This is a genomic window from Cellvibrio sp. 25HG11W-0 (assembly GCF_057815475.1).
Genome location: NZ_CM174230.1, coordinates 163,123 through 188,069, shown reverse-complemented (window position 1 = coordinate 188,069; position 24,947 = coordinate 163,123). Strand labels below are relative to the sequence as shown.

Annotated in this window: 20 protein-coding genes; 5 read left to right on the top strand and 15 right to left on the bottom strand. The window is 49.9% G+C overall.

Annotated features, from left to right (window positions below; genetic code table 11):
* Positions 1–163: 163 nt before the first annotated feature.
* A complete protein-coding gene (gene radC, locus AC0KUT_RS00825) occupies positions 164–838 on the bottom strand; it encodes a RadC family protein (protein WP_488832743.1) in 675 nt (224 codons plus the stop codon).
* Positions 839–1,204: 366 nt separating this feature from the next.
* Between radC and coaBC the strand changes: the two genes are divergently transcribed.
* The 4 genes from coaBC to slmA are packed head-to-tail and all read left to right on the top strand — an operon-like array spanning position 1,205 to position 6,648.
* Positions 1,205–2,407, top strand: coding sequence for a bifunctional phosphopantothenoylcysteine decarboxylase/phosphopantothenate--cysteine ligase CoaBC (coaBC, locus tag AC0KUT_RS00820; protein ID WP_488832741.1), 1,203 nt, complete (start codon positions 1,205–1,207; stop codon positions 2,405–2,407).
* A gap of 54 nt (positions 2,408–2,461) precedes the next feature.
* Positions 2,462–5,053, top strand: a complete 2,592-nt coding sequence (locus tag AC0KUT_RS00815) for a phosphomannomutase/phosphoglucomutase (protein WP_488832740.1) — start codon at positions 2,462–2,464, stop codon at positions 5,051–5,053.
* 17 nt (positions 5,054–5,070) lie between these two features.
* Positions 5,071–5,976 carry an acetylglutamate kinase gene (gene argB, locus AC0KUT_RS00810; protein ID WP_488832738.1) on the top strand — a complete coding sequence of 302 codons (906 nt, stop codon included), beginning with the start codon at positions 5,071–5,073 and terminating at the stop codon, positions 5,974–5,976.
* Positions 5,977–6,036: 60 nt separating this feature from the next.
* Positions 6,037–6,648 (top strand): nucleoid occlusion factor SlmA, encoded by a 612-nt coding sequence (slmA, locus tag AC0KUT_RS00805; RefSeq protein ID WP_488832736.1) that lies wholly within the window; start codon positions 6,037–6,039, stop codon positions 6,646–6,648.
* A 55-nt stretch (positions 6,649–6,703) separates the two neighbouring features.
* Here the strand turns inward: slmA and AC0KUT_RS00800 are convergent, their stop codons facing one another.
* Positions 6,704–7,315 carry a hypothetical protein gene (locus tag AC0KUT_RS00800; protein WP_488832735.1) on the bottom strand — a complete coding sequence of 204 codons (612 nt, stop codon included), beginning with the start codon at positions 7,313–7,315 and terminating at the stop codon, positions 6,704–6,706.
* Positions 7,316–7,337: 22 nt separating this feature from the next.
* Positions 7,338–7,988: an orotate phosphoribosyltransferase gene (gene pyrE, locus AC0KUT_RS00795; RefSeq protein ID WP_488832733.1), complete on the bottom strand. Its 651-nt coding sequence runs from the start codon at positions 7,986–7,988 to the stop codon at positions 7,338–7,340.
* A 211-nt stretch (positions 7,989–8,199) separates the two neighbouring features.
* Here pyrE and AC0KUT_RS00790 point away from each other — a divergent pair, with 211 nt between their 5' ends.
* Complete coding sequence (locus AC0KUT_RS00790) at positions 8,200–8,970, top strand: exodeoxyribonuclease III (RefSeq protein ID WP_488832732.1); 771 nt, start codon at positions 8,200–8,202, stop codon at positions 8,968–8,970.
* Between the two features lie 107 nt (positions 8,971–9,077).
* On the opposite strand, the gene hemW is transcribed toward AC0KUT_RS00790, so the two are convergent.
* From hemW to AC0KUT_RS00730, 12 genes are all read right to left on the bottom strand, one after another.
* A complete protein-coding gene (gene hemW, locus AC0KUT_RS00785) occupies positions 9,078–10,268 on the bottom strand; it encodes a radical SAM family heme chaperone HemW (protein ID WP_488832731.1) in 1,191 nt (396 codons plus the stop codon).
* Positions 10,269–10,307: 39 nt separating this feature from the next.
* Entirely contained in the window at positions 10,308–10,907 is a 600-nt protein-coding gene (locus tag AC0KUT_RS00780; RefSeq protein ID WP_488832730.1) for an XTP/dITP diphosphatase, read from the bottom strand.
* A gap of 6 nt (positions 10,908–10,913) precedes the next feature.
* Entirely contained in the window at positions 10,914–11,369 is a 456-nt protein-coding gene (locus tag AC0KUT_RS00775; RefSeq protein ID WP_488832728.1) for a DUF4426 domain-containing protein, read from the bottom strand.
* A gap of 60 nt (positions 11,370–11,429) precedes the next feature.
* Positions 11,430–12,017: a methionine biosynthesis protein MetW gene (gene metW, locus AC0KUT_RS00770; RefSeq protein ID WP_488832727.1), complete on the bottom strand. Its 588-nt coding sequence runs from the start codon at positions 12,015–12,017 to the stop codon at positions 11,430–11,432.
* Positions 12,017–13,159 (bottom strand): homoserine O-succinyltransferase MetX, encoded by a 1,143-nt coding sequence (gene metX, locus AC0KUT_RS00765; protein WP_488832726.1) that lies wholly within the window; start codon positions 13,157–13,159, stop codon positions 12,017–12,019. The genes metW and metX overlap by 1 nt, the downstream gene beginning before the upstream one ends.
* Positions 13,160–13,281: 122 nt before the next feature.
* Positions 13,282–15,309: a dynamin family protein gene (locus AC0KUT_RS00760; protein ID WP_488832725.1), complete on the bottom strand. Its 2,028-nt coding sequence runs from the start codon at positions 15,307–15,309 to the stop codon at positions 13,282–13,284.
* Positions 15,310–15,570: 261 nt separating this feature from the next.
* Positions 15,571–17,784: a glycoside hydrolase family 16 protein gene (locus AC0KUT_RS00755; protein WP_488832721.1), complete on the bottom strand. Its 2,214-nt coding sequence runs from the start codon at positions 17,782–17,784 to the stop codon at positions 15,571–15,573.
* A gap of 399 nt (positions 17,785–18,183) precedes the next feature.
* Positions 18,184–20,241: a TonB-dependent receptor gene (locus AC0KUT_RS00750; protein ID WP_488832720.1), complete on the bottom strand. Its 2,058-nt coding sequence runs from the start codon at positions 20,239–20,241 to the stop codon at positions 18,184–18,186.
* A gap of 10 nt (positions 20,242–20,251) precedes the next feature.
* Positions 20,252–21,367 (bottom strand): HupE/UreJ family protein, encoded by a 1,116-nt coding sequence (locus AC0KUT_RS00745; protein WP_488832719.1) that lies wholly within the window; start codon positions 21,365–21,367, stop codon positions 20,252–20,254.
* 1 nt (position 21,368) lies between these two features.
* Positions 21,369–22,478, bottom strand: coding sequence for a tetratricopeptide repeat protein (locus AC0KUT_RS00740; protein ID WP_488832717.1), 1,110 nt, complete (start codon positions 22,476–22,478; stop codon positions 21,369–21,371).
* Between the two features lie 128 nt (positions 22,479–22,606).
* The gene (locus tag AC0KUT_RS00735) at positions 22,607–23,119 is read right to left on the bottom strand and encodes an Ig-like domain-containing protein (protein ID WP_488832716.1); all 513 of its coding nucleotides are present in this window, start codon (positions 23,117–23,119) and stop codon (positions 22,607–22,609) included.
* Between the two features lie 27 nt (positions 23,120–23,146).
* Positions 23,147–24,736 carry a DUF4331 domain-containing protein gene (locus tag AC0KUT_RS00730; protein ID WP_488832714.1) on the bottom strand — a complete coding sequence of 530 codons (1,590 nt, stop codon included), beginning with the start codon at positions 24,734–24,736 and terminating at the stop codon, positions 23,147–23,149.
* Positions 24,737–24,947 lie beyond the last annotated feature (211 nt).

Genomic DNA, 24,947 nt, shown 5'->3' with positions numbered 1-24,947 from the left:
GTCGGACCAAAGATTTTAATAAAAAAACCTGTCGAAGACACGATATAAACCCTGCCTTAAACAACCCTGCCGTAAAGAGCCGCGTTTTATACCAAAACAGTCCCCCAATAGCAATCACAAGCTGGTTTTTTAGCCAAAAAACTTGATTTTTTGCCCATATTGATCAAATTAGCCCGCGCTCAGCAAACGAGACGACCTCTTCATCACCCACCACCATATGATCTAAAACACGCACATCGACCAAATTTAAGGCCGCCTGCAAGCGCTCGGTAATGCGCTGATCCGCCTGACTAGGCTCGGCCACACCTGACGGATGGTTGTGCGCCAAAATCACCGCCGCGGCATTGCGCGCCAAGGCTTTTTTCACTACTTCGCGGGGATAGACGCTGGCGCCGTCGATAGTGCCAAAGAACAGCTCGTCGTATGCGATGAGACGGTGTTGGTTGTCGAGAAAGAGCACCGCAAAGACCTCACGCGGTTGATGGCGCAGCTGAGCACTCAAATACTGGCGCACCTGCGCGGGGCTGGAAAGTATATCGCCCGCCTTTAAGGTTGCCGCCAAATGGCGCCGCGCCATTTCCAATACTGCCTGCAGCTGGGCGTACTTAGCAGACCCCAAACCTAGCCCGCGACAAAACTCAGTTTGGCTAGCCTCAAGCAGCGGCCGCAACCCACCGTATTGGGTTAAGAGTTCGCGGGCGAGATCTACTGCGGATTTACCCGCGCAGCCAATGCGTAAGAAAATAGCGAGGAGTTCGGCATCCGATAAAGCACTGGCGCCAAGACTTAAGAGTTTTTCGCGGGGACGTTCGGCCTCAGGCCAATCGGCAATAGACATTTCACAGCTCCTTAGTGACGTTTCATACAAATCCTTTCACGCACAATTTACCCTAGAATCTAGCCTTGGCTCAATAGCTTAGCAAACAGATGTCAGCTCAGTGGTAAACAGAGGGCTTGCAGGGAGCCTGTATCTCGCTAAACAGCTATAACGAGATTTCGACATTAACCTTAAGAATGTTATCTTAGTCGTCTTTCATCAATGCTGAAAACGCGCTGCCCTTTTTGCAACATTTGATACGACAGCAGATAGATAGTGCCCAGCAAGGTAAGTAATTGATCACACTCGCGCCAACTAGCGGGCCTGGAAACGCTTAACTAACTAGGTGTTTTCAACGACGGTAACGACTCAGGATCACGCGCAATTATGACGAGCTCTCTGTTTAATAAACATATTCTGCTGGGTGTCACTGGGGGTATAGCCGCCTACAAGAGCGCCGAATTAATTCGTCGCCTGCAGGATTTAGGCGCCGCTGTGCAGGTGGTTATGACCCCTGCCGCGCAAGAATTCATCACGCCACTGACACTGCAAGCACTCTCAGGCAATCCCGTACACACCCAATTACTCGACCCAGAAGCCGAAGCGGGCATGGGCCATATTCAACTCGCGCGCTGGGCTGATTTAATCCTAATTGCCCCTGCCACAGCGGATGTGATGGCGCGCTTGACCCAGGGCATGGGTAATGACTTACTCACCAGTGTCTGCCTCGCCAGCGCCGCGCCGCTCGCTCTCGCACCCGCCATGAACCAAGGCATGTGGGCCAATGCCAGCACTCAAGCGAATCTCACCACACTCAAAACCCGCGGTATTCATATTTTCGGCCCCGCCGAAGGGTTGCAAGCCTGCGGCGATATAGGCCTTGGGCGCATGTTAGAACCAACCGCTATCGCAGAAGCGGCCGCAGGCCTATTTCAACGCGGTCTTTTGGCGGGCAAGAAAGTGGTTATTACTGCTGGGCCGACCCGCGAAGCAATTGACCCTGTGCGCTACATCAGCAATCACAGCTCCGGCAAAATGGGCTATGCCCTAGCACAGGCTGCCGCCGAAGCGGGCGCACATACCATTCTTATCAGCGGCCCCTGCGCGCTCGCCACACCACCGCGGGTTGAACGCATCGATGTGATTAGCGCCGCAGACATGTATACGGCCTGCCATGCGCAGGTGGCAGGCTGCGACCTGTTTATAGGTGCTGCAGCCGTTGCCGATTTCCGCCCGGAAAACATTGCACTGCAAAAACTAAAGAAAGGCACGGCAGATACCATGACCTTAGAACTGGTCAAAAACCCCGATATTATTGCCAGTATCGCGGCCCTGCCTAACAAACCCTATACCGTTGGTTTTGCCGCAGAATCGGAACAACTGGTGCAATATGCGCAAGCTAAGCTACTGAATAAAAGACTAGATTTGGTGATTGCCAATGACATCAGTGCCGCCAATATTGGTTTTAATAGCGATGATAACGCGGTAACCCTCATCTACCCTGAAGGCACCCAAACGCTGAATCAGCGCAGCAAGCAACAGTTAGCGCGTGAGCTGATTGCTCTAATTGCCGCGAAAATCACTCTATAATGACTCATCAACTGACAGCCGCAGATCCATCCTGCAGATCAAAAGGGTAAGAGCGTGGACTCACAAAAAAATATAACGAGCAAGTCTGAACCGAGCACACCTCCGCTAAGCCGTAGCGCCCAACGCGCACTCGATTCCGCGCGGCAACTGGCAGCTGCGCAGCAAAAACGGCTGCTAGGCCTGCTTGCAATCGGAGTAGCCCTCAATGCAATAATCGCTTTTATTCTCTACGATTATTTAGTCATAGAACGGGAGTCCGATAGACTTGAGCAACTGAGCCAAATGCAGCTGGATAAGCGCGCTGCTGGCATAAATAGCTTTATCACTGAGCAAAACCAACAGTTAGATCAGCTGGCCACTACACCTGAATTACTCGCCAGCGTAGAAAACCTTGCGACGCCGCTTGAAAGCCCTGTCAGCCCTTTAGCAGAAAACACAAAAGCAGGACAACCAGAAACAGATCCCGTATCAAAACCAAAAGAAGCGTTTGAATTCACCCAATTACAGCAAAAATTAGCGAATGCCACCCCTATGGCGCTCAAGGTACGAGTAATCCCGCTCGATACCGCCACGCTGGAGCAAGAAAGCGAATTTCCCTTGAGTTTTGCTGAACTCAACTTAATACGCCGCGCCGAACAACGCGCGCCAACACCACCCGAACTCATCACACGCAACAATGAATGGGTAATCAACTTTATCCGCCCTTTGCCTTTGGATGCTAAAACCGACGTGCGCGCGACGTTACTTGTCACCCTTAACGCTAAGGACTTACTAAAAGCCCTTAGCGCCGGCGAGATGAGCGCTGGTGAAACCCTGCTACTGCAACAATTTCCTGCCAGCCCCAGCCAAACGATTCAAAGCTTAGGCGCAGGTGGCGCAGGGCCAAGCCTTGAGAGCAAGATCAAGGGCACCTTTCTCAACATAAAATTTACGCCTTCACCCGCACTGGCTCAAGAAGCAGAAGAATTACCAACGCTCTGGCTACTGTGCATAGGCCTCATAGCAGCCGCGAGCCTTGTACTCATTTTGTTAATTAACCGCGTGTTAAATCGTCGCGAACGCATCAGCAATGAAGACTTCAGCTCAACAGTCGAACACAAGGTCGCCATCACCAAAGCTGCCAGCAGCAGCGAAACCTTAAGCAGCCCACTCTTTCAGCCGCATGATGTGCTTGATATCGCCATGATCGACGAAGATGCTGACATTTTAGGCTTAAAAGATGCCACCGGTAAAAAATCCAATGCAGCAGCTAAAGTCAAAATCAATGAGAGCGACGTCCCTCTGGAAATTTTTCGCTCCTACGATATTCGCGGTTTAGTTCCCAGCCAAATCACCCCCGATTTCGCCTTTAGATTGGGGCAAGCTATTGGCAGTGAAGCCATTGATCAGGGGGAGCAGAGCCTCATAGTCGCGCGCGATGGTCGCACTCACAGCGAAAAACTCACAGAGGCACTCATCAAGGGCATTCTGGGCACTGGCTGCAATGTCATCAATATCGGCGTTGTGCCCACTCCGCTCATGTATTTTGCCAGTTTTCACTTTGACGACAGCAACAGCGGCGTCATGGTAACGGCCAGTCACAACCCCAAGGAGTACAACGGCTTTAAAGTCGTGATGAATAATCGCGCCCTCGCGGATGAGGCGGTATTGGAATTGCGCGCGCGCATTATCAGCCAACGCATTCATCAAGGCGCAGGCGTTGAATCCGAGCGCCCCATTATTCCCGACTATATCGATCGCATTTTTTCCGACGTCGCCCTTGCGGGCAATGTGTCGCTGGTAATTGACGCCGGTAACGCCGTCCCTGGTTTAGTTGCGCCGGCTCTTTTTGATGAGCTTGGCTGTGAAGTAACCGAACTGTTTTGCGATCTCGATGGGGAATTCCCCAATCACAATCCCGACCCTACGGACGCGAACAATCTCCAAGCCCTCATCGCAAAAGTACAGGAAGTGAATGCTGACCTCGGCGTAGCCTTCGATGGCGATGGCGATCGTCTCGTGGTAGTCACACCTAAGGGTGACATTATCTGGCCCGACCGGTTATTAATGCTATTCGCCAAAGATATTCTCGCGCGCAACCCTGGCGCAGACGTTCTCTTTGATGTGAAATGCTCGCGCCAACTCAATCAAGTTATCAGCAGTTACGGCGGCCGTCCCATTATGTGGAAAACTGGCCACTCCCCCATGAAAGCCAAAATGGAAGAAACCGACGCGCTCATTGGCGGGGAGTATTCCGGACATATATTTATCAAAGACCGCTGGTATGGTTTCGATGATGGTATCTACGCTATGGCCCGCTTACTAGAAATCATCACCCTGCGCGACCAAAAGATTGATGAAATCTTTGCAGCCTTTCCACAGCTCATTTCAACCCCAGAATTAAAAATCGCCATTGCTGAAAGCGAAAAATTTGGCTTCATGCAAAAGCTGGTTGAAAACAGCGACTTTAACAATGGCAACCTCACCACCATTGATGGCTTGCGCGTGGATTACACCAAAGGCTGGGGTCTCGTGCGCGCCTCTAACACCTCGCCCGCGCTCACCTTGCGCTTCGAAGCTGAAACGCAGGATGCGCTGGAAAAAATTCAACAAATCTTCAAACGTGAATTGCTCAAAATCGATAGCAACTTAACTCTCAACTTTTAATTTTAGGATTTTGCTTTATGTCTTTAAGTCGCGACTCCGCCATGAATATCGCCAATGTATTAACCGAAGCACTGCCCTATATTCAACGTTTTACCGGCAAAACGGTTGTCGTTAAGTTTGGCGGCAACGCCATGGAAGGCGAAGAACTGCAAAACAGTTTTGCGCGCGACATAGTATTGATGAAACTCGTCGGCATGAACCCAGTAGTGGTTCACGGCGGCGGCCCACAAATTGGCAGCCTGCTAGAAAAGCTCAACATCAAATCAGAATTTATTAACGGTATGCGCGTTACTGACAGCGCCACTATGGATGTGGTGGAAATGGTCTTAGGTGGTACGGTTAACAAACAAATTGTCAGCCTCATCAATCGCAATGGCGGTCAAGCTATAGGTTTAACCGGTAAAGATGGACAACTGATTCTGGCTAAAAAACTTACGGTATCGCATAAAACACCCGAGATGCTCGAGCCAGAAATTATTGACATTGGTCATGTCGGTGAAGTTGCTAACATCAATACCGATGTCATTAATATGCTGGTTAACAGCAATTTTATTCCTGTAATTGCGCCCATTGGCGTCGGTGAAGACGGATCTTCCTACAACATCAACGCTGACTTGGTTGCAGGAAAGTTAGCGGAATACCTAGGCGCAGAAAAACTAATGCTGCTCACTAATATTTCTGGCTTACTCGACAAGCAAGGTAAGGTGTTAACTGGTCTTAGCACTGAACAAGTCGATGCACTGATTGCCGACGGCACCATTTATGGCGGCATGTTACCCAAAATTGGCTGCGCATTAGATGCAGTAAAAGGTGGCGTAAATAGTGCGCACATTATTGATGGCCGCGTCGATCACGCGGTACTGTTAGAAATATTCACCGATGTTGGGGTAGGCACGCTCATCACCAATAAAGCTAACACCTAAACACACCACCACCTTGCTCGCGGGCGCTGCAACGCCCGCGCCAGCACCAGAGTTACCTCTATGAATAAAGCGCCTATAAAGACCCCGCGGCGGCAGCAAATTTTAGAATGCCTTGCCCAAATGCTCGAAGCCAGCCCGGGTGAGCGCATTACCACCGCGGCACTGGCGCAGCAGGTGGGTGTCTCTGAAGCTGCGCTTTATCGTCACTTTCCCAGCAAATCAAAAATGTTTGAAGGTCTCATTGAATTTATCGAGACATCGGTATTTTCGCGCATCACCAGCATTCTCGCCGATGAGAAAAACACGCTAATTCGCTGCGAAAAAATCCTCACATTGCTACTGGTATTTGCCGAGCGCAACCCAGGCCTCAGCCGATTGCTTACTGGCGATGCACTCACCGGTGAAACCGCGCGCTTGCGGGCGCGTATTGCGCAGTTTTTTGATCGCATTGAAACGCAACTCAAGCAAGTGCTGCGCGAGGCTGAGCTGCGCGATAATTTGCACACGCAACTGCCAATTAACGCAGCCGCCAATCTACTGGTCGCTATAGCAAATGGTCGCATTGCCGAATTTGTACGCAGTGAATTTAAACGCCTACCCAGCACTCACTGGCCGGAACAATGGCAACTACTCGCACAAGGGTTTCTATTACCCACTGAAATTCAGGTATAAAAAATGGCGCATGCAATGCGCCATTTTTAAACAAAACCAACTCATAAACTAAACGTTAATTGGACTTCGTAATCTCAATAAAGCGCTTACGATCCGCATCAAAATTATCCGATACCGACTGATACTCCTGCTCACGCTGCTTAACCTGCAATTTGATATTGCGGATCTCCTGCTCCAAATTACCAATATTTTTCAATATATCCTCGGGCACCTTACGTCCGCTGCGCTCAAGCTCTGCTGCACGTGCCAAGGTAGCTTCCAAACGATTATTTGCCGAGCTTTTATTGGCTTCTAAAATTTGAATGTTGCCGCGCAAACTTTCCAGATTGCGTGTTTTCGCAGCATCTATATCTTTTACATTGCTGTAACTGCGGCGCAGTTGGGTATCAACGCGTTCACGCTCTTCGCGCTCTAGCCGTTCAACGCGCGCCTGTTCCGCCTCTTCGCCTTCTAAAGAAGGAGCCACCACTTTCAAGACCTTGCCACTATGTGACACTATCTCGTACCCCTTGGGCACAAACTCCGGTGGTATAGAAGAATCCATCACCGTCACATTCTGGTGATTTTTATAGCGATAAATCACTTTTGTACTCGCTTCTCCAGCGGCCCAAGCTGTATTGCCAACAACCAAGCCACAGAGCAACGTGAGAATTACTACATTTCGCATCAAAAGTTCACCTCACCCACGATTAACCCAGTTCAACCCCATAGGTTGCACGGTACGTTTTGATTTTCTCAACCATGTCTTCTTGCCCACTTTGGGACTCAAGATAGCCAATAATGTGGTTGAGATTAATAATACTGATCACCGGAACACCAAAACGCTGCTCCACTTCCTGAATGGCGGATAGCTCCCCCTGACCTTTTTCTTGGCGATTTAAGCCAATGAGCACCGCTGCTGGCTTGGCGCCAGCCTGATCAATGATCGTCATGACTTCGCGCACGGCGGTACCTGCGGTAATCACATCGTCCACGATTAACACCTTACCCTGCAGCGGCGCGCCCACCAGCGTACCGCCTTCTCCGTGATCCTTTGCCTCTTTGCGATTGTAGCAATAGGGCAAATCGCGGTCATACTGATCTGCCAAGGCGATGGCCGTTGTCGCAGCCAAAGGTATGCCCTTATAGGCAGGGCCAAAGACTATATCGAAATCTACAGCAGCTGCCGTGATGGCTGCCGCATAGTAGCGCCCTAACTCGGCTAAAGCCTTTCCGGTCTGGAAACGGCCAGCATTAAAAAAGTAAGGACTGGTCCGGCCAGACTTGAGGGTAAACTCGCCAAAGCATAAGGCTTGATGGCTGATAGCGAGCTGAATGAAATCAAATTGATACTTTTCCATGCAAACTTCCCGATCATGAACTAAGTTTGAGAGGTAATTATAAAAACAACGAAGCTTGGGCACTGAACAAGCTCGCATTTGGTGATAACGCCCTAAGCCAAGTGTAAGGATGTGAAAAATAGTAACCACTACCACAAAAAACCCAGTCGTATCGGTAACACAATCACATAAAGCTCGGGTATGATACACAGTCCGTAATCAAGGGGCTAACATGAGAGTTATCAGTCTTAGCGTCGATGGCATTTTTCAGGCGGCGCAGCGTGGCCTATATACTTGGCTCGCCAGTCAGGACGCAGATTTTATCTGCTTGCAAGACCTTCGTGCACTCGAGCGCGAAATGGAAACGTCCGCTTTCGAATTGAAAGGTTACCACGCCTATTTTTTTGATTCCGGCACTAAACACTACAATGGTGTCGCTATTTATACGCGTCTGCAGCCTAAAGCCCTTATCTATGGCTTGGGGTTCGCATCGGGTGTGGATATGGAAGGTCGCTATTTGCAGGTCGATTTTGAGCAAATGAGCATTGGCTCCTTGCTGGCGCCTAGTGCCACCTCCGAAATGGAGTCGCAAGAAGTCAAAATTAAGTTTTTTGACGACTTTCAGGCACACCTCGACAAAATCACCCGCAAGCGTCGCGAGTACATTTTTTGTGGTAACTGGGCTATGGCTCACACCCCAAAAGACGTCAGCAACAGTGCTACCAATCAACACAATTCTGGCTTCTTGCCCTATGAACGCCAATGGTTAAGTCAGCTGTTTAACCAAATTGGCTATGTCGATGCCTTTCGTAAGGTTAATAAAGACGGGGATGAATACAGTTGGTGGCCCAATGGCACCAAAGATGAAGGCGATGGTTGGCGCACAGACTTTCAAGTCGTCTCCAATAGCCTTGGCAATAAAGTGGAATATGCCGCTATCTATAAAACCCAGCAGTTCTCTAGCCATCTGCCGGTGATTATCGATTACGATATCGAGCTCTAACACACCCAAAAAAATATTATGAAAACTAAAAAGGCCAGCTGACTACTATGTCGCTGGCCTTTTTTAATAAGCCTGTGGCCACCAGCCAAGGCGACGAATCCACCAGCTTAATCTTTAGCCGTAAAATTCCCCAATACTCGGTTTAAAAAACGATGCCCCAAGGGCGTGGTGCACGCACGAGCGGGGTCGCTTAACACTAAGCCTTGGGCAATCAGCTGATGCCATAGCGGCGTTATAGCATCCAACGCCAAACCTGTACGCGCACTAAAAAAGGACAGGTCAACACCTTCATTAAGACGCAATGCATTCATCATAAACTCTAGCGGCAGCGCTTCCACCCCAAGTTGCTCACTACCTCCGCCAAATACATTTTGGTGACCGCAAAGATTGGTGGATATTTTTTGGCTGGACGCACTCTCTAAATAATTTTTGGGCACCCGCGTTTTCCACAGGCGAATAATCTTATCTTGCGCAGGCAAGGTGATTTTGCCGTGGGCGCCAGCACCTATGCCGAGATAATCGCCAAACTGCCAGTAATTAAGATTGTGGCGCGCTTGCTGCCGATTGCGAGCATAGGCAGAAACTTCATATTGTTCATAGCCCGCTTGGGCGAGAAGCGCCTGACCCGCGTCCTGAATATCCGCCAGAATTTCCTCTTCGGGTAACAACGGCGGCGCAGAGTAAAATGCGGTGTTTTGCTCAATAGTGAGCTGATACCACGAAATATGCTCTGGTGCTAAATCAATTGCCTGCTGCAAATCAGCGCAGGCATCCGCGACACTTTGCTCTGGCAAGCCATGCATAAGATCGAGATTAATATTGTCGAAGCCAGCGCTACGCGCTAAGCCTACGGCGCGCAAGGCTTCAGCGCGCCCATGGACGCGGCCAAGTAATGTTAATTGGCGATCATTAAAACTTTGAATGCCGATAGAAAGGCGATTAACACCCGCTGCGCGAAAACCCGCAAACTTTTCTTGCTCAAAAGTACCGGGATTTGCCTCTAGGGTAATTTCAATATTCGCGTCAAAACCAATAATGTTTTCCGCATCTTGAAGAATCTGCGCAATCGCCTGCGCCGACAACATACTCGGCGTACCACCGCCAAAAAAAATACTGCTGAGTTTGCGCCCCTGCGCGAGCACATGATCCTGCTGCAAGTCATAGCGCAGTGCGGCAACATAGTCCGCTTCAGGGATATCATCATTCGCTTGATGTGAATTAAAATCGCAATAGGGGCATTTGCGAATGCACCAGGGGATGTGAATATAGAGAGCAAGCGGCGGAAGGCTGAGTGTCATTAACAATTCATTCTATAAGAGGGGTAACTGCTACGCCAGTTAGAAGGTTAAACCAGCAAGTCGCTGTAATAATTCCTGCATGGCTTTACCGCGATGGCTAATTCGATTTTTTTCTGCCTTGGCTAATTCTGCCGATGCGCATTGATGACTCGGCACCCAAAATAAAGGGTCGTAGCCAAAACCACCCTCACCGCGCGCCTGGGTGAGAATAGTGCCTTCCCACACGCCATGGCAGAGAATAGGCGTTGGATCTTCGGCGTGCCGCATAAACGCAAGCACTGCGTGATAGCGCGCGCTGCGTTTTTCTGCGGGAACGCCTGCAAGCTCCTGCAACAACTTCGCGTTATTATCGGCATCCTGTGCCGCTTCACCTGCATAGCGCGCCGAGTAAATACCCGGGCGACCATTAAGCGCATCCACTTCAATACCTGAGTCATCGGCCAATGCCGGCAAGCCGGTTTTAGCACAGGCATAGCGCGCTTTAAGAATCGCATTTTCTACAAAACTCAGCCCAGTCTCCTCAACGTTTTCGCTAAAAAAATTTGACTGAGGTACAACGTCAAAACCGCAATCACCTAAAAGTGTTTGAAATTCACGCAGCTTGCCTGCATTACCGCTGGCCAATACAATTTTTTTCATGGCCACTTAATCTCGATAGAGCGTACGCGTAAATTTAATCTGCATAGGTTCAGCATCGGGGGCATTTTGCACTTGAATATCAAAATGTAGCAGCTCTTCATTGTTGAAAACAAACGGCGCTAAATAGTAGGTCGCATCGCCTTCTTTGATTTCGATAAAGGTTAATTTTTGCTGTTGCTGCATAAGGTTTTGCGTCGACCCCAGCACCACAGCTGGCAAACCCAAGGTGGTAATGCCATCTTCTGTTTTAGTAAAACTAATATTGACGATGGCGCGGTCGGTACCGCGTACTAACTTATAGGCTTCTGCAACTTTGGGGGCAATGATACTGCTATTAAATACATTGTAATGAATAGTGTATTCGCCAAATTTTTGCGCGGTTTCGATTTCTTTGGTCTGATCAATTTGCGCGAAAGTACTCACGGAGAGCAAACAAAAAATGGCACTGATAAGATATTTCATAATAAACCCTCTTGTGCATATAGGCGGAACTCACTCACGATAAGTGCGCAACGCCAACGGCTATTTGCTTAAATGATAGATGGCTGTTTCGCCAAACAGGTTGGGCATAATATCTTTAAATGCCTGACCCGCCTGCTCATTCACCACCAAGCGGTTAATCACCTTGATATTTTTTTCGCGGCAGAGCACTTCAAAATCTTTAAAGGTACAAAAGTGAATGTTGGGCGTGTTATACCACTCATAGGGCAACAGATCTGATACGGGCATACGTCCGTGAGTTGCCAAATGTAGGCGCGCTTTCCAATGTCCAAAATTAGGAAAGGTGACAATACATTCCTTTCCTACTCGCAGCATCTCATCCAAAACCCGGTGCGGGTAATGCAAGGTTTGCAGCGCTTGGGTCATGAGTACCGTATCGAAACTGTTGTCAGCAAAGTTGCCGAGGCCGCGATCGAGGTTTTGCTCAATCACGTTCAACCCTTTATCGATACAGCTATTCATTTGCGTCGGATCAATCTCTAAACCATAGCCTGTTACAGATTTGGTATCGATTAAAAATTTCAGCAGGGTGCCGTCGCCACAACCTAAGTCCAGTATACGACTCCCGCGGGCGATCCAGGGTTGTATTTCATTGAGATCAATACGCATCAGAGTGTCACCCCCGCGAGGTAGCGCTGAAACACTTGTTGATAGCGTTCATCGGGCAGTAGGAAGGCGTCGTGGCCATGTTTAGATTCAATTTCTGCATAGGTCACTGCGCGATTAGCACCCACCAAGGCATTGACGATTTCGTGGGAGCGCTCGGGCGCGAAACGCCAATCGGTAGAGAAAGACACCACTAAAAATTTAGCCTGCGCTTTTTTAAAGGCTTCTATAGGGTCATCGCCGTATTCTCTGGCCAAATCAAAATAGTCGAGTGCTTTGGTGATACGAATATAAGAATTGGCATCAAAGCTAGTTGCAAAGCTGTCGCCCTGATAGCGCAGATAACTTTCAATTTGAAATTCGACCGGCTCATCGGTGCCCAGCTCAAAACTGCCGCTGCGCAGATCGCGGCCAAATTTCTCGCCCATCGCAAAATCAGACAAATAGGTGATGTGACCAATCATACGCGCCACCGCCAAACCATTTTTAGGTAGGGTGCCTTGCGCCAGATAGTCGCCATCGCAAAAGTTAGGGTCGCTCACAATGGCTTTGCGCGCCGCTTCGTTAAAGGCAATATTTTGCGCTGATAGTTTTAAGGCAGAGGCAATAACCACTGCGTGACGCACGCGCTCAGGATAATCAATCGCCCAGCGCATTACCTGCATGCCGCCAAGGCTACCGCCGATAAGCGCAGCCCAAGATGCAATGCCGAGGGCATCAGCGAGGCGTCTTTGGCTTTCGACCCAGTCGCGCACGCGCACCATGGGGAAATCTGCTCCCCACGGCTTGTCGGTATCGGGGTTAACGGAGCTGGGGCCAGTAGAGCCGTGACAGCCACCCAAATTATTGAGCGACACCACAAAAAACCTATTGGTATCTATCGGCTTACCGGGGCCTATATAAGCATCCCACCAACCGGGACGCTTGTCCTCAAGGCTGTGAAAGCCCGCGGCATGATGGTGCCCAGAGAGGGCGTGGCAGATAAGCACGGCATTGCTTTTGGCCGCATTTAGCTGGCCATAGGTTTCATAAACCAGATCATATTGATTCAGCGTTCTGCCGCAAGCCAACAACAGTGGCTCGCTAAAATGCAGGGTTTGCGGGGTGACAATGCCCACTGAATCAGCGGGAATTAGCTTGGACATGGCAATCTCGTAGCGGCTGAATTAAACGCTGCACCCTTGCAGCAAGGGCGCCAGTCTAAAGTTGCACTGACGGTGCTGCAAGTTATCTCTTGGCTAGCGAGTATAGCGGCTTATAAGACCGCTTAGTTGCTACGTGCGTTTTGGCGGGCATGATCAAGCGATACGACTTGCGCGCGCGCGTCTCGTCCCTTGGTAACAGGCGCCGCATCATCCATCAATTCGGGCGTTAAAGGCTCGCTCAAGAACGCGCGATAGAGGGGTTCCAAATCACTTAAGGCAGTTTGCAATTGATAGATATTGGTTTGCAGGCTGTGCAACTGTTCACTCTGGCTATTGCGCTGGGTCTGCAGTTGCGTCAGGTGCAACATGTGATGTTCAAGCAATTGCTTTTGGTATTGATTGTGATGGAAGAGCGGCGCCAAAGCCTCTTGCAGCCAGTGATTGATATGTTGATTAATATCGACATATACATTGCGCACTTCCTGTACCAGCGTACTGATAAAGCGGCTAATAAGCGTGCCTTTGCGGCTTAGTACAGTACTGGGTGCGCTGCAAAAATCCTGCGCACGCTTGTGTAATTGATGCAGCTGACGACGCTGCTTTTGCACTTTTAACAGGTGACGCATCATAAGATCGTCGTTACTTAATGCATGCTCAGGGCGCTCATATACAGAGGTCAATACGCGATTGGTACGTTCCATTTCACGTTCGAGGTGGCGCACACTGCTGTCGACAGCATCAAAGAAGTGGCTGATTGCCCGCACCAAACCTACAGTTGTCCAGCTCTGAGCCAAGCTCTGATGTGCCTCATTAATTTGCTCTTCCAAGAGCGCTATGCTTACAGGTGCCAACAAGGCCTGCTTTTGCGATTCTAACAAGCGCTGACTGGTGCGCAGCGACAGCGCCTGCTTATGATATTCGTGGTGATTGCGGCGAATGGTGTCGCGCACCTGCTGTAATTTCTCTTGCAGTGCTTGCGGTGCGGTGCTGCGCAACTCCACCAATTCTTCCTCGCAGGCTGTTAGCCTCTGGATCAAACTTTTACGGGTATGGATGATCATGCTGTAGCTATCGCCCACTAAACGATGGCCAATAATCTGCTGCTGATTGTGCAAAACACACTCTGCCAACATCTTTTCCAATTGGGGAAAGTTACTGCGCGCCAGTTGTTCTTGATTGCGCCCAACCTTGCCCAATAGCCCCTGCTTCGCCGAGAGCGCCACCACAAGTTCGGGTGACAATTGCAGCTGTTGCGCAGTCAATCGACGCAGCCGTTGGATATTTGCCTGTACTTCTGCCTCTGGGGTTAAGTCATCCCACAGGCTGTCGATTTTATTGAGCAGCGCTATGACCGCCGTGCATTGATTGTCACGCAGGAGCTGAATATGCTCGCGCCAAATCGCCATATCGCTGGCGCTTACACCCGCATCAGCAGAGAGTAAAAACAGAATCGCCTGTGCATCAGGCAGGGTTTTGAGGGTTAATTCAGGTTCGTTGCCTAGGGCATTCAAGCCAGGCGTATCCACAATACGCAGCCCTTGCCGCAGCAGCGGGTGGTCGAGGCTGATAAGCGCATGGCGCCAAGCTGGCACTGTCACCATGCCAGCGGCATCGCGCTCGCCTAATTCATCTTTTGCAAAACCCAGTTTGAGCGCATCGCTCGGGCTAACTTGTTTGCTGGCAGACACCTGATTAATAGCCGCGCGTGTTTCCTCAGGATCTTCGACATTAAAATGAATCGTGGTCCAGTTTTGCGGAATACGTTTGAAGTTTTGCAGGCTGGTATTGGTACGCCGCGTTTCAATCGGCAAGAGGCGCACACAATTTGCGGGTTGATGTGCATCCCAATAAATTTCTGTTGGACACATAGTGGTGCGCCCGGGCTGCGAGGGCAGCAGGCGGCGACCGCCGCCGGTATAGAGCAAGGCGTTGATGAGTTCCGTTTTACCCCGTGAAAATTCACCCACACACGCGATGGTAAAACTTTCGCCACGCAGCAAATGGCGGGCGCGCTGCAGGGTTTTACCCATGCTCGGCGCCAACATGCCGTGGCTTTTTCCCCATTGCTCAAAACTGGCTAAGCGCTCATCCAACTGATGCTTCCAGCGAGTGTAATGAACCATTTGGCGGTGTAAGGCTTTAACGTCCATAGCTTTAGCTCGTAATTACTTGTTTTTAAGCACAACTCAGAATAAGAAGCTGGTTGTTACATAATTATTACGCTCATTAAAGCGGAAAAAAAGGCTATTGCCTAGAACTTGAGCAGCGAGCGGTCGCTTAAAGCGCTCAAAAGGTGCACGATTGATACTTTGTGACTCACTTCACATAAAAAAAGCCCCTCGAAAGAGGGGCTAAAAAGGGCGGAGATAATTAGAAATATACAAGATGTGTCGTTTTTATAAATTTAAGGCTTACAGACTTAAAGCTTGCCAAGCTGTGTCTGTAGCTCCCACTGCTTGCCCGATGGTGAAGGAATACCTTACTTGGGCGCCGCTCGGCAAGCCACTCAACACAAGGCTATTAGTGCCGTCGCTGAGGTGTGTCATGCGTACATTTTGTTGGCCGCCATTATTAATGGTGTAATGAATATCAACCCAACTCGCGTTATTCGCATAAAACTTTAGGCTGTTAGCACTTAGCTTGGTATAGCCATAACTGGCAGCGGCCGAACTAGCGGCAGCGCTGCTGCTCGACTTGGGAAGGGAAGACGCCGCCGCGCTGGATGAACTCTGCGCTGCTGGCAGCGTGAACTCGGCCCATGCGGTGTCCTGTGCGCCCTGCGCCAAACCAATGGTATAGCTGTAACTCACACGGGCACCAGCAGGAAGGCTGCCAAGGTCATAGGTATTGCTGTTATCGGCGTTGTGAATCATGCGTACATTTTGCTGCGCACCCCCATTCACTTTGAAATGGATATCAGCCCAGGCGGCACCATTCACAAAAAACTTAACACTACTACCCGAAGTGATGCTGTAGCCGTTACTCACCGACGCTGCACTGCTGCTTGCGGCCGCGCTGCTTTTCGGCGTGGACGAAGGCGCCAGACTGCTTGGCGCTACCGAACTTACCGGTGTAACGCTGCTTCGCGCGGAACTTTTTGGCGACGAACTTTTAACAGAAGAGCTTGGCTGGGACGAGGCTGTCGGCTGACAAGCTGCGCCAGTGCCGCATTCCCAAACAATGTCATCTATCGCCATTTGAAAGTTGCTGCTCGGCTGGGGGTCAATACTCGCGATATTAAACATCGACGACAGCGACTGCAGAGCGACCAAACTGCCACGCAGCACTGATACAGGAATAGTCGCCTGCGCCCAATCGCCATTGCGTACTAGGCCATAAGTGGTGGTATTGGCGGGAAAGTTGATCCAGTTTTGATTGGTGTAGGTATCGGCAATACCGATTTTAAAACCGACATTGGCCGGAATTTTAATACGGAATTTCACATTGCCATTAACGAAGCTGCTCATGTCCCGCGCTTGGCGTGAGGCGATATTGCCGCCAAACCACTGGGGTGCGGTGTAGTTCCAGGCAATAACATTGCTGCCTTCATAGGCGGGCAAGGTACCAGCAGTAACCGAAGTGGTATTCCACACCCAGATATCCGAGGTGACGCCGGCAACTTCTTTGTTCGTCGTTGGCGTGTTATCGGTAAAGACCCCAAAGGTGCCTTTTTCCGCAACCACTTGATTGCCCAGCTTCACTTCACCCAAGCCATCCAATTGATAGACTTTTACATAGTCCACGTACATTTTGCCCGGCAGCGGCGCGGTTACTTGGCCTGGTGTTGCGGCATCGGTGAAATTGCCACCCACGGCTAGGTTGAAGAGAAAATAGAAGGGCGCCTGAAATTCAGCCGACTCGGCGTTAACCGGTATAGGGTTTTGATACATATCATGCTCAACACCGTTGTCGATGACGGTGAAGCGAATTTGGGTATCAGTCCAATACATGCGATATTTCACAAAGCGATTGGTCAACGGTGTGTGCGCCACATAGGCATTCGCCGTTTGCCAAGCAGTAGACGCCGCGCAGCTAGGGTTTGCTGGCACACAGGCTGAGGTCGCATAAAAAATGGCATTAGCGCCCACATAACTGTTGATATCCGCCCCTGCAAAGCCAGCCCCCGCCATACCCGCTTGGCTGTGGCCCATCTCCATAATGTCCAACTCGCCTTTCGCTGGCCAGCTAGCCAGGCTAGTGCCGAGCATCCATGCGGCAGGCCATAAACCTGTGCCCACTTGCGGCGTGCTCATACGAATCTCAATCATGCCGTATTGCACTTGCAGCTTATCCTGCGTGGTAATTTTGCCCGAGGTAAAACTGTGGCTACCGAAGGTTTCGCGCTTAGCTTGAATCGCCAGTGCCGTCGTACCTGGTTCAAAGGGCACAGCTTCAATGCTGAGGTTATTGGGGCTGTAATACTCCAATTCCTGATTACCCCAACCACACAAGCCTATTTCACAGCCATCGCCGTTGATGGAGTTCCATACAGTGGAATCCAAGCTGTTAAAGTTTTCTTCGTAGAGAAGATTGCCAATGGTGGGGTTCAGCACATCGGCCTGCGCCGACAGGCTAACTGCCACTAATGCAGCGGTTAACAGGGAATATAAATTGTTGCGTTTCATAGTGTTCAATCCTTATCAATTATTATGGGGAACTAACTTTGAGGCGTGGCCTTGATTATTGGTTATTCGTCGTTTAACAGCGACAGATACTGGCACAGCGCAGACGATATGTTCGTCCCATGTTTTGGTTTTAATGAAGGTGGGCGGGAAATTAAAAAAAGCAGCGGTGGAACAGGCGTAGCAATTTAAAGTGGGAAGTAAAAAATGAGGGCTAGTGCAAGCTTTGCATGTTTAAATTGGTAGCAACCTTAAAAGGTGTGCTAACTATTTTGTGAACGTTTAATTTGCCCTATTAATCAAAAATGGACATTAAGACCATCTTTGTGAAACGATTTGCTGCGGTATACCGCGGGTAATGCCATCTTGCACACCAAGCGGTATCCTGCAGCGAAGAACAAATTAAAAAGTGACTTCAAGGCGGAGGCGAACACTGCGCGGCTCAACCGGATGAAAATGCAAATCTTCGACGCCGGCATCCGCCTCACCGGATAAGCGAGAGGGATAAAAATAATCAATATCGTGATCGCTGCTATCGAACAGATTGAGAATATCGAGTCCCAGTGACCACTGTTGCCAGCGATAGCCCAAGCCCAAATTCACCACCCGAGTGGCATCTGCTTCTTGTTGTTTAAAACTGTCCAATACCCGCGCAGCAAAATGGCGATAGCGCAGCGCGCCATGAAACCCTGTCGTTGCGGGCGCATAGCTAATGCCGGCACTGGCGACAAAGGGCAGCGAGCCATCGACATACTTACCGTCTTCCACTTGATTTTCAGTAAAGCGCGAGCGCGTCCAGGCCAATTCGGTATCGATACTCCAGCCTTCTGCAAACCAAAAGTAACTGGCAACTTCAATGCCTGAGCGCTCGGAGGCGCGACTCGCTTCGGTATTACCGGCATCACCCACAAATAACAATTCCGAGTCCAACTGCAAATACCAGAGCGATGAGGAAATACTGTAGCGCTTACTATCAAACAATTTCGCACCCACCTCAGCACCCTGCGAGCGCGACAACAAATTTACCGGCTCACTCAGCTCGCCTGAGATTGGATCGATTGCAATGGTTGCACCGCGCGCATCATTCGAATGAAAACCCTGACCAAAATTAATATAGGTTTCGAACTGATCATTGATGCTATAGCTCAGGCCACCTTTAAGATTGGTAATTCCATCAGCCGCATCACCAGAGTTTTGCGCAAGGTCACTGTGCACCTTCACAGCTAAATAGTCATGGCGCACCCCCAGATGCGCACGCAGAGCTTCGCTCAGCTGAATATCGCTCTGTGCAAAAACTGCCAGCGAGGTTTCGTCAATCGCATCAACACGCGTGGCCGACAACCGCTCACGCGCGCGCGCTTTGTATAAACCTACCTCAGCAATTGCATCATGACGAACTTGTACACCCACCTTATAGGTTGTGGATTTACCGGCAATATCCGTTTGCCAATTGCGCACTATTTCGCCGCCCATCAACTGGCGATCATCGACTTGCTCAAATTCATCACCGTGAATGGGATCATCCAAAAAATAGGTGAAATTGGAGAATAAATTCAAAGCTGAATCAACAAAATAACCGCTTAGAGCCCAGTTCTGATTAGCCCATTGGCTTGACACACTATAGCGACTGGACGCGCCGCCTAAATCGCTATCGAGCGAACCAAAAGCATTAATCACACCCTGATCTACCGCGCGCTGCGGAATTTGATCAGCTGAGTTCCAGCGATTGCGATACGCCATTGCAGTTAATGAAAACTCCCCGTCGGCGATACCCGCGGAGTAGCGCATCAACAGATTGGTTTTATGTACAGCCTCATTGATATCCGTCCAGGGGCCTGCATAGGTTTGTGCTTCCACACCGAATAATAAATGCCCCGCGGCCACATCAACTTGCGTAGCCGTATATAGCCGCTGGTAATCGTATTCGCCTGCGGTAAAACTCAGTGCACTTTTATCGAGTGAGTTTTTTAGCGAAAACTGCGCGGCACCAGCACCGGAGAAATCACCCACCTCAGCGTAGTAAGTACCTTTGCGATACTGAATATCCTGAATCAATTCAGGAATAATAAAATTTAAATCGGTGTAGCCCTGCCCGTGGCCATGGCTGCGCATATTAATCGGCATAGCGTCAACCGAGGTTGCGAAGTCAGTGCCGTGATCTAGATTAAAGCCGCGCAAAAAATATTGATTGGCTTTGCCCGACCCACTGTGCTGGGTCACCACCATACCTGGGACAAACTCCAGAATTTCACCGGTGCGCGCTACCGGACGATTAGCAATCTCGACACCACCTATAACACCCTCACCGGCAGATATACTGGTGCCCAGTAGATTCATACGGTAACCATAGACCATCACATCTTCCAGTATCGGCGCTGCATTATCTTTAACTGCTGCCGTTACGCAAGGCGCTAATAACACTGCCAAAACACCATATCCCACACCAACTATAAAACGCATAACGCACTCCTTACGCGGCCCAGCGCATAATAACCCACTGGCATGCCACCAAAAAAATTACCACCGATACAGCAGTAAGGCTGTAACGGCTATACCAAAGCTGTTTGCGCACTAAAATTAATAACGGCAACAGGGCGGTGAGTATAACCATTTGTCCAATCTCCACACCCAAATTAAACGCCAAAATTGTCATCAACTTTTCATCTGCGGGCAGGCCTAACTCGCCCAACACTCCTGCAAACCCCATACCGTGCAGCAGACCGAAACAAAACGTCAGCAGCGCCACCCGTTGTACCAACGGAAACACATTGTTAAAGGCTGCAAAGGCCACTGAAGCAGCAATCCCTACCTCCACCCAACGGCTGGGAAATTGCAAAATACCCAAGGCGGTTGCACAGAGGGTAATGGAGTGTGCGAGGGTAAAAGCGGTAACTATCCAGCAGCTGTTGATTACAATTCGCTTAACGCTGGGCTCCGCTTGCCAGCGCCCTTGACGGCGCACTAATACCGACGTGAGCAAGAGCGAAACTAAAAACAAAATGTGATCGAGGCCTTTCCAAATATGCACCATGCCTTGATACACGAACTCGACAAAACTCGCCCAGCTATCACCCGCGTCAGTTGTCAGAGCAAGCCTGGTTTGGCTGTTATCTAGCACGCGGCTGTGGGTGGCTGAGGCAGTGCGCAAACTAAACAGTAATTTATGCTCGCTATCTTCTTTCATAAAGGCGCTGTAACTCAGTTGTAGATCACCCGCCAAAGCACACTGACTGAATACCGGCAGCAATAGATAGGCTTCATTAAAGTGGGTATCGATTTGCCATTGCAAACTAGACTCTTGCGTTAACTTTAGGCTGCAAGGCTGCTCGGCACGCTCTAGTGTTAAATGGGCTGCCACATATTTTTCAATCGCCTGCGAGCGGGCTTGCACTTCTTGCCAGCGCAGCTTGCCATCGCCGTCACTATCAATACCAATGGCTTGCTCCAAGTCGTAAAGACGCAGTTGTAGTTCGCCGGAGACTAGCCCTTTGTTATCTAAACTCAGCGATAGATAGGCGGTACTCAATTGATGCGCGCTCACACTCAGTGAAAATAACAAGCAGAACAAACTAAGAATCACGCGCATTTTATTCTCCCTTTGCCAAAACAACGGCGGCTTGTGCACGCGCCAATAAAGTCTTGTCACTGGGTTCGCGTGCCGCTTGCCAATTTGCCTCTGCCCAAGTCAACGCACGCTCTGCATTGGGTGCTATGTCCAAATAATAAATGGCTAAATCGGCAGCGTGAGCTTGATCGCCGCGCGCTTCGCGCAACTCAATGCGCGCGCGCAGTTCTTGCACCCAGTCGTAATTAGTTATGCGCTTAAGGTCGTTAGTCGCTTGCTGCTGTTGTGCAAGAACAATTCGTACCAGCAAGGCGTCATCCATTTCCGGTGCTGCCGCTAACACCTTACTTAAAGCGGCCACTACCGCTTCACCATGGTCTAGCTTGAGTTGCACATCGCTCCACTGCGCCCAATAACTCACTGAATTTTTTTGCTGAATTTTTTTCAGAAAATTTTCGGCCGCAGCGAAATCATTCAAACGCAGCGCCATATCGGCGAGCATTTGTAAAACCCAAACAGCGCGATCATCACTGGGCAAGCCTTGGTTGCTTAGCATCAATTGCAGTTGTTCAAAGCTAGTGCGCAAGGCTGCTTCATCTTTTTGACTGGCGACTTCCAAACTGCAGGCGCTAACACTGAGCAGATCAGCCTGACCTAATAATTTTAAACAGGCATTGCGTGCGGCTATTGGCTGCGCTTGGATAAGATAAATACGCGCAGCGAGCAGATTGGCGCCAGCGTTCGTTGGCTCTAAAGCCAATACTTTTTCCAAAGCGATTTGTGCTTCGCTAAAGTGATGTTGGTGTTGCAGTAGCTGCGCCCACACAAACCAGAGGTTTGCATCTTGCTCATTGCGCGCAATCGCAGGCGCTAGTGTCGCCTGCGCCAAACCATAAAGGCGCGAGTAACCTGGTTGCGCCGCTTGGGTTAAATAAGCTTGCGCGAGAGTGATTAATGCAGCGGTGTTTTCAGGTTGCAAATGACGCTGAGCTTGTAGTTTTTGCAAGGCAGGGCTGGCGGTGTAATTCCACTCGGCGACGATTTCATCGGCGGCAGTGGGCGTATAGGGCGCGGCCTGAAGCTGAGCACAAAACACTAGTACCAAGCCAAGCCCATACCAATAATTATTCATAATGACTACCTTAAAGATCCGCTGATAGTTTCAGCATTCAAATTAAATCTATGTTGTTATACGATTTTTTAAATTTTTAGTGACTATAAAAATCCCACCGTCCATGGCGGGAGGGGAAACGGTACACATTACGGCATTAGCAGATCATCAAACTCATGTTCATCCATCACATCTTGAGTAACAGTGCGCGAATTAAGTGGCAGTGGTTTATCCGTTGCAGCTTGCGCAAAAGCCGCGCGGGTATAACTGCTAAAGTTCACCGCCAAGCGATCAATCGTGATATTCACTACCGCCGTCATGGAGCTCGCTTTGCCATCGCTGACGCTAAAGGTAAATTGATCCATACCTATTACATCCGCTTTGGGCACATAGACAAACGAACCATCGCTTTGCAGCGTTAAGGTGCCTTGGCTGGGCATAGACGCGACTGCAAAACTGAGCATGTCTTTGTCGGCGTCGGTACCCATTAACTTGCCACTGAGTTGAGTATCAGCCTGGGTAGCAAAGCTAGCCGTTTGTGCCAAAGGCACTTTGTTTACTGGCATAGGTGTAGGCGGCGACTTATGATCGCTGCCGCCACCGCAGGCGCTGAGCAGAACGCCCGCCGCTAGCATCAGGCTTAATTGAGGAATAAATTTCATCGTTATCTCCTAAGGTGAAAACCTGAATTAGTTAGAGCCAGAAAGTGGGTCGGCTAAATAGGGGAATGCCGTCTTCATCATGCTGGCGTTAATAGGTGCGCCATCCGTGAAAGGCACATTGCCTACGCTAGCATCTGCGGGTTTACACAGACCCAAATCTGTATCTACACCGCCAACGGGGATGGGATAACAAAGGCGACCCATAACAACGCGCAAAGCAATATCGACTACGTCATCACCAGGGCGACGACCGTTGGGGAAGCCCGCCAAGTCATTGCCGACTACACCAAAGGTAGATTGCATGGCCGCTGGTGTTGCTGCTATGCCGGTGTTCAAACGCAACATTTCTGAGGGCGTAACGGTTTTAAGTTGATTGACGCCGGGGAAGCCGGTGAGGAAGGCAGTGACCAAATCCATACGCGGGAAGTTGGTAGGCGCCAATGTAGAAATATTTGCACCCAAGGTGGTATTTACCGCATCTTTAAACAAAATGTTTAACAACTCAGGCAGCGATGGGTGAGTAACGTAATCAGCGAACTGGCCATCATCTTTTGGCTGTGCGCTAGAAAAACGATCTTTATCTTTAAGGCCGATCACCAACTCATTCACTAAAGGACTGCCTAAACGCGAAACCTGCGTCAGCGCGCCGCCATTTACTTCAGTGTTATTAAAGGATGCTTGCGGATTGAGAATGCGCGCTTGCGGCAAACTCGCGGTGGTCCAGGTTCCGATGCTGCCGTTACCCATACCCACCAAACAGGCCTTGGGAACTTCGAGCGAAATAGCGGTGACATTTTTGTAGCGCAGCTCATCGTTGTTCATGCTTTGGGTGATGCCGCCGGGGAAACCACCGCCGTCCGCCGCGCCCGGTGCGCTGTCACCTTCAACCGGTACATAGTTCACCAAATCAAAGGTTTTACCCAAGTTGACCACAAAGGGATCTTTGCGCTGACCAACAAACACGCGGCCGGGGGTTGCGCAACCTGGAATAGTTACTTGGTAAATAAAACTGTTGGCGTAGCTGGCATAGTCAGCGGGCGAACTAAAGGTTTTGTTGCCAATATAATCCAGAGGCTTATGAAAACTGGTGCCCATGGCGGTAGCGTTTTGTACATCCATGGAGGTGCCGGTTTTGCGCGCACCAGTCACCAACTTAATGCTGTAGCTCTCGCTAAAGTTCACCGCCGACCTATCGCTTTGCGACACAGCGCCTACATTTTTTAGCGGCACTGCCACCATGCGGCTATTGCCTTCAGGGCCAACCATCAACTTAACGCCCTCGCCACCCGCCAGTGCTTGGCTAAAGCGAAATTCAAAGGTCAGGTCTTCCACCGCATCGCCATCGTTATCCACATGGATGCTATAGACCGCGCTCGGATCCATGGTGAAATAGTTGGGGCCGCCGTAGGCATCTTGCAGGGGAATGTAATTGGCGATCAGGGTCACAAAATCGCCACGCCCAGCTTCATAGCTGTTAAACGCATAAAAATCCGTAGAGTCCAACGCCGGCGTGCGGGTGATATTCGGCGCTTCGCGGTGGCTGGAGGCCATGCTAGAGGAGGCAATAGTCCCGGCGCAGAGCGCAGCGATCAAAGTAGAGAGGTATTTAGTTTTCATGGTAAATCCTTCAGTTGAGTCGTTCGAAAAATGGCTTAGGTTTGCGTTACCTAACACCAAACGGCTCAACTGAGGTTTTGGATTCAACTATTTGTGATTATTTTTGAAATAGATTTTTGGGGGAGGTAAAAGCAATTGGCATTAGTAACCTTTAAGGCCGATTTACTAGAACTCTCAAACCACACAAAAGCATGGATAAACAACAACCTAT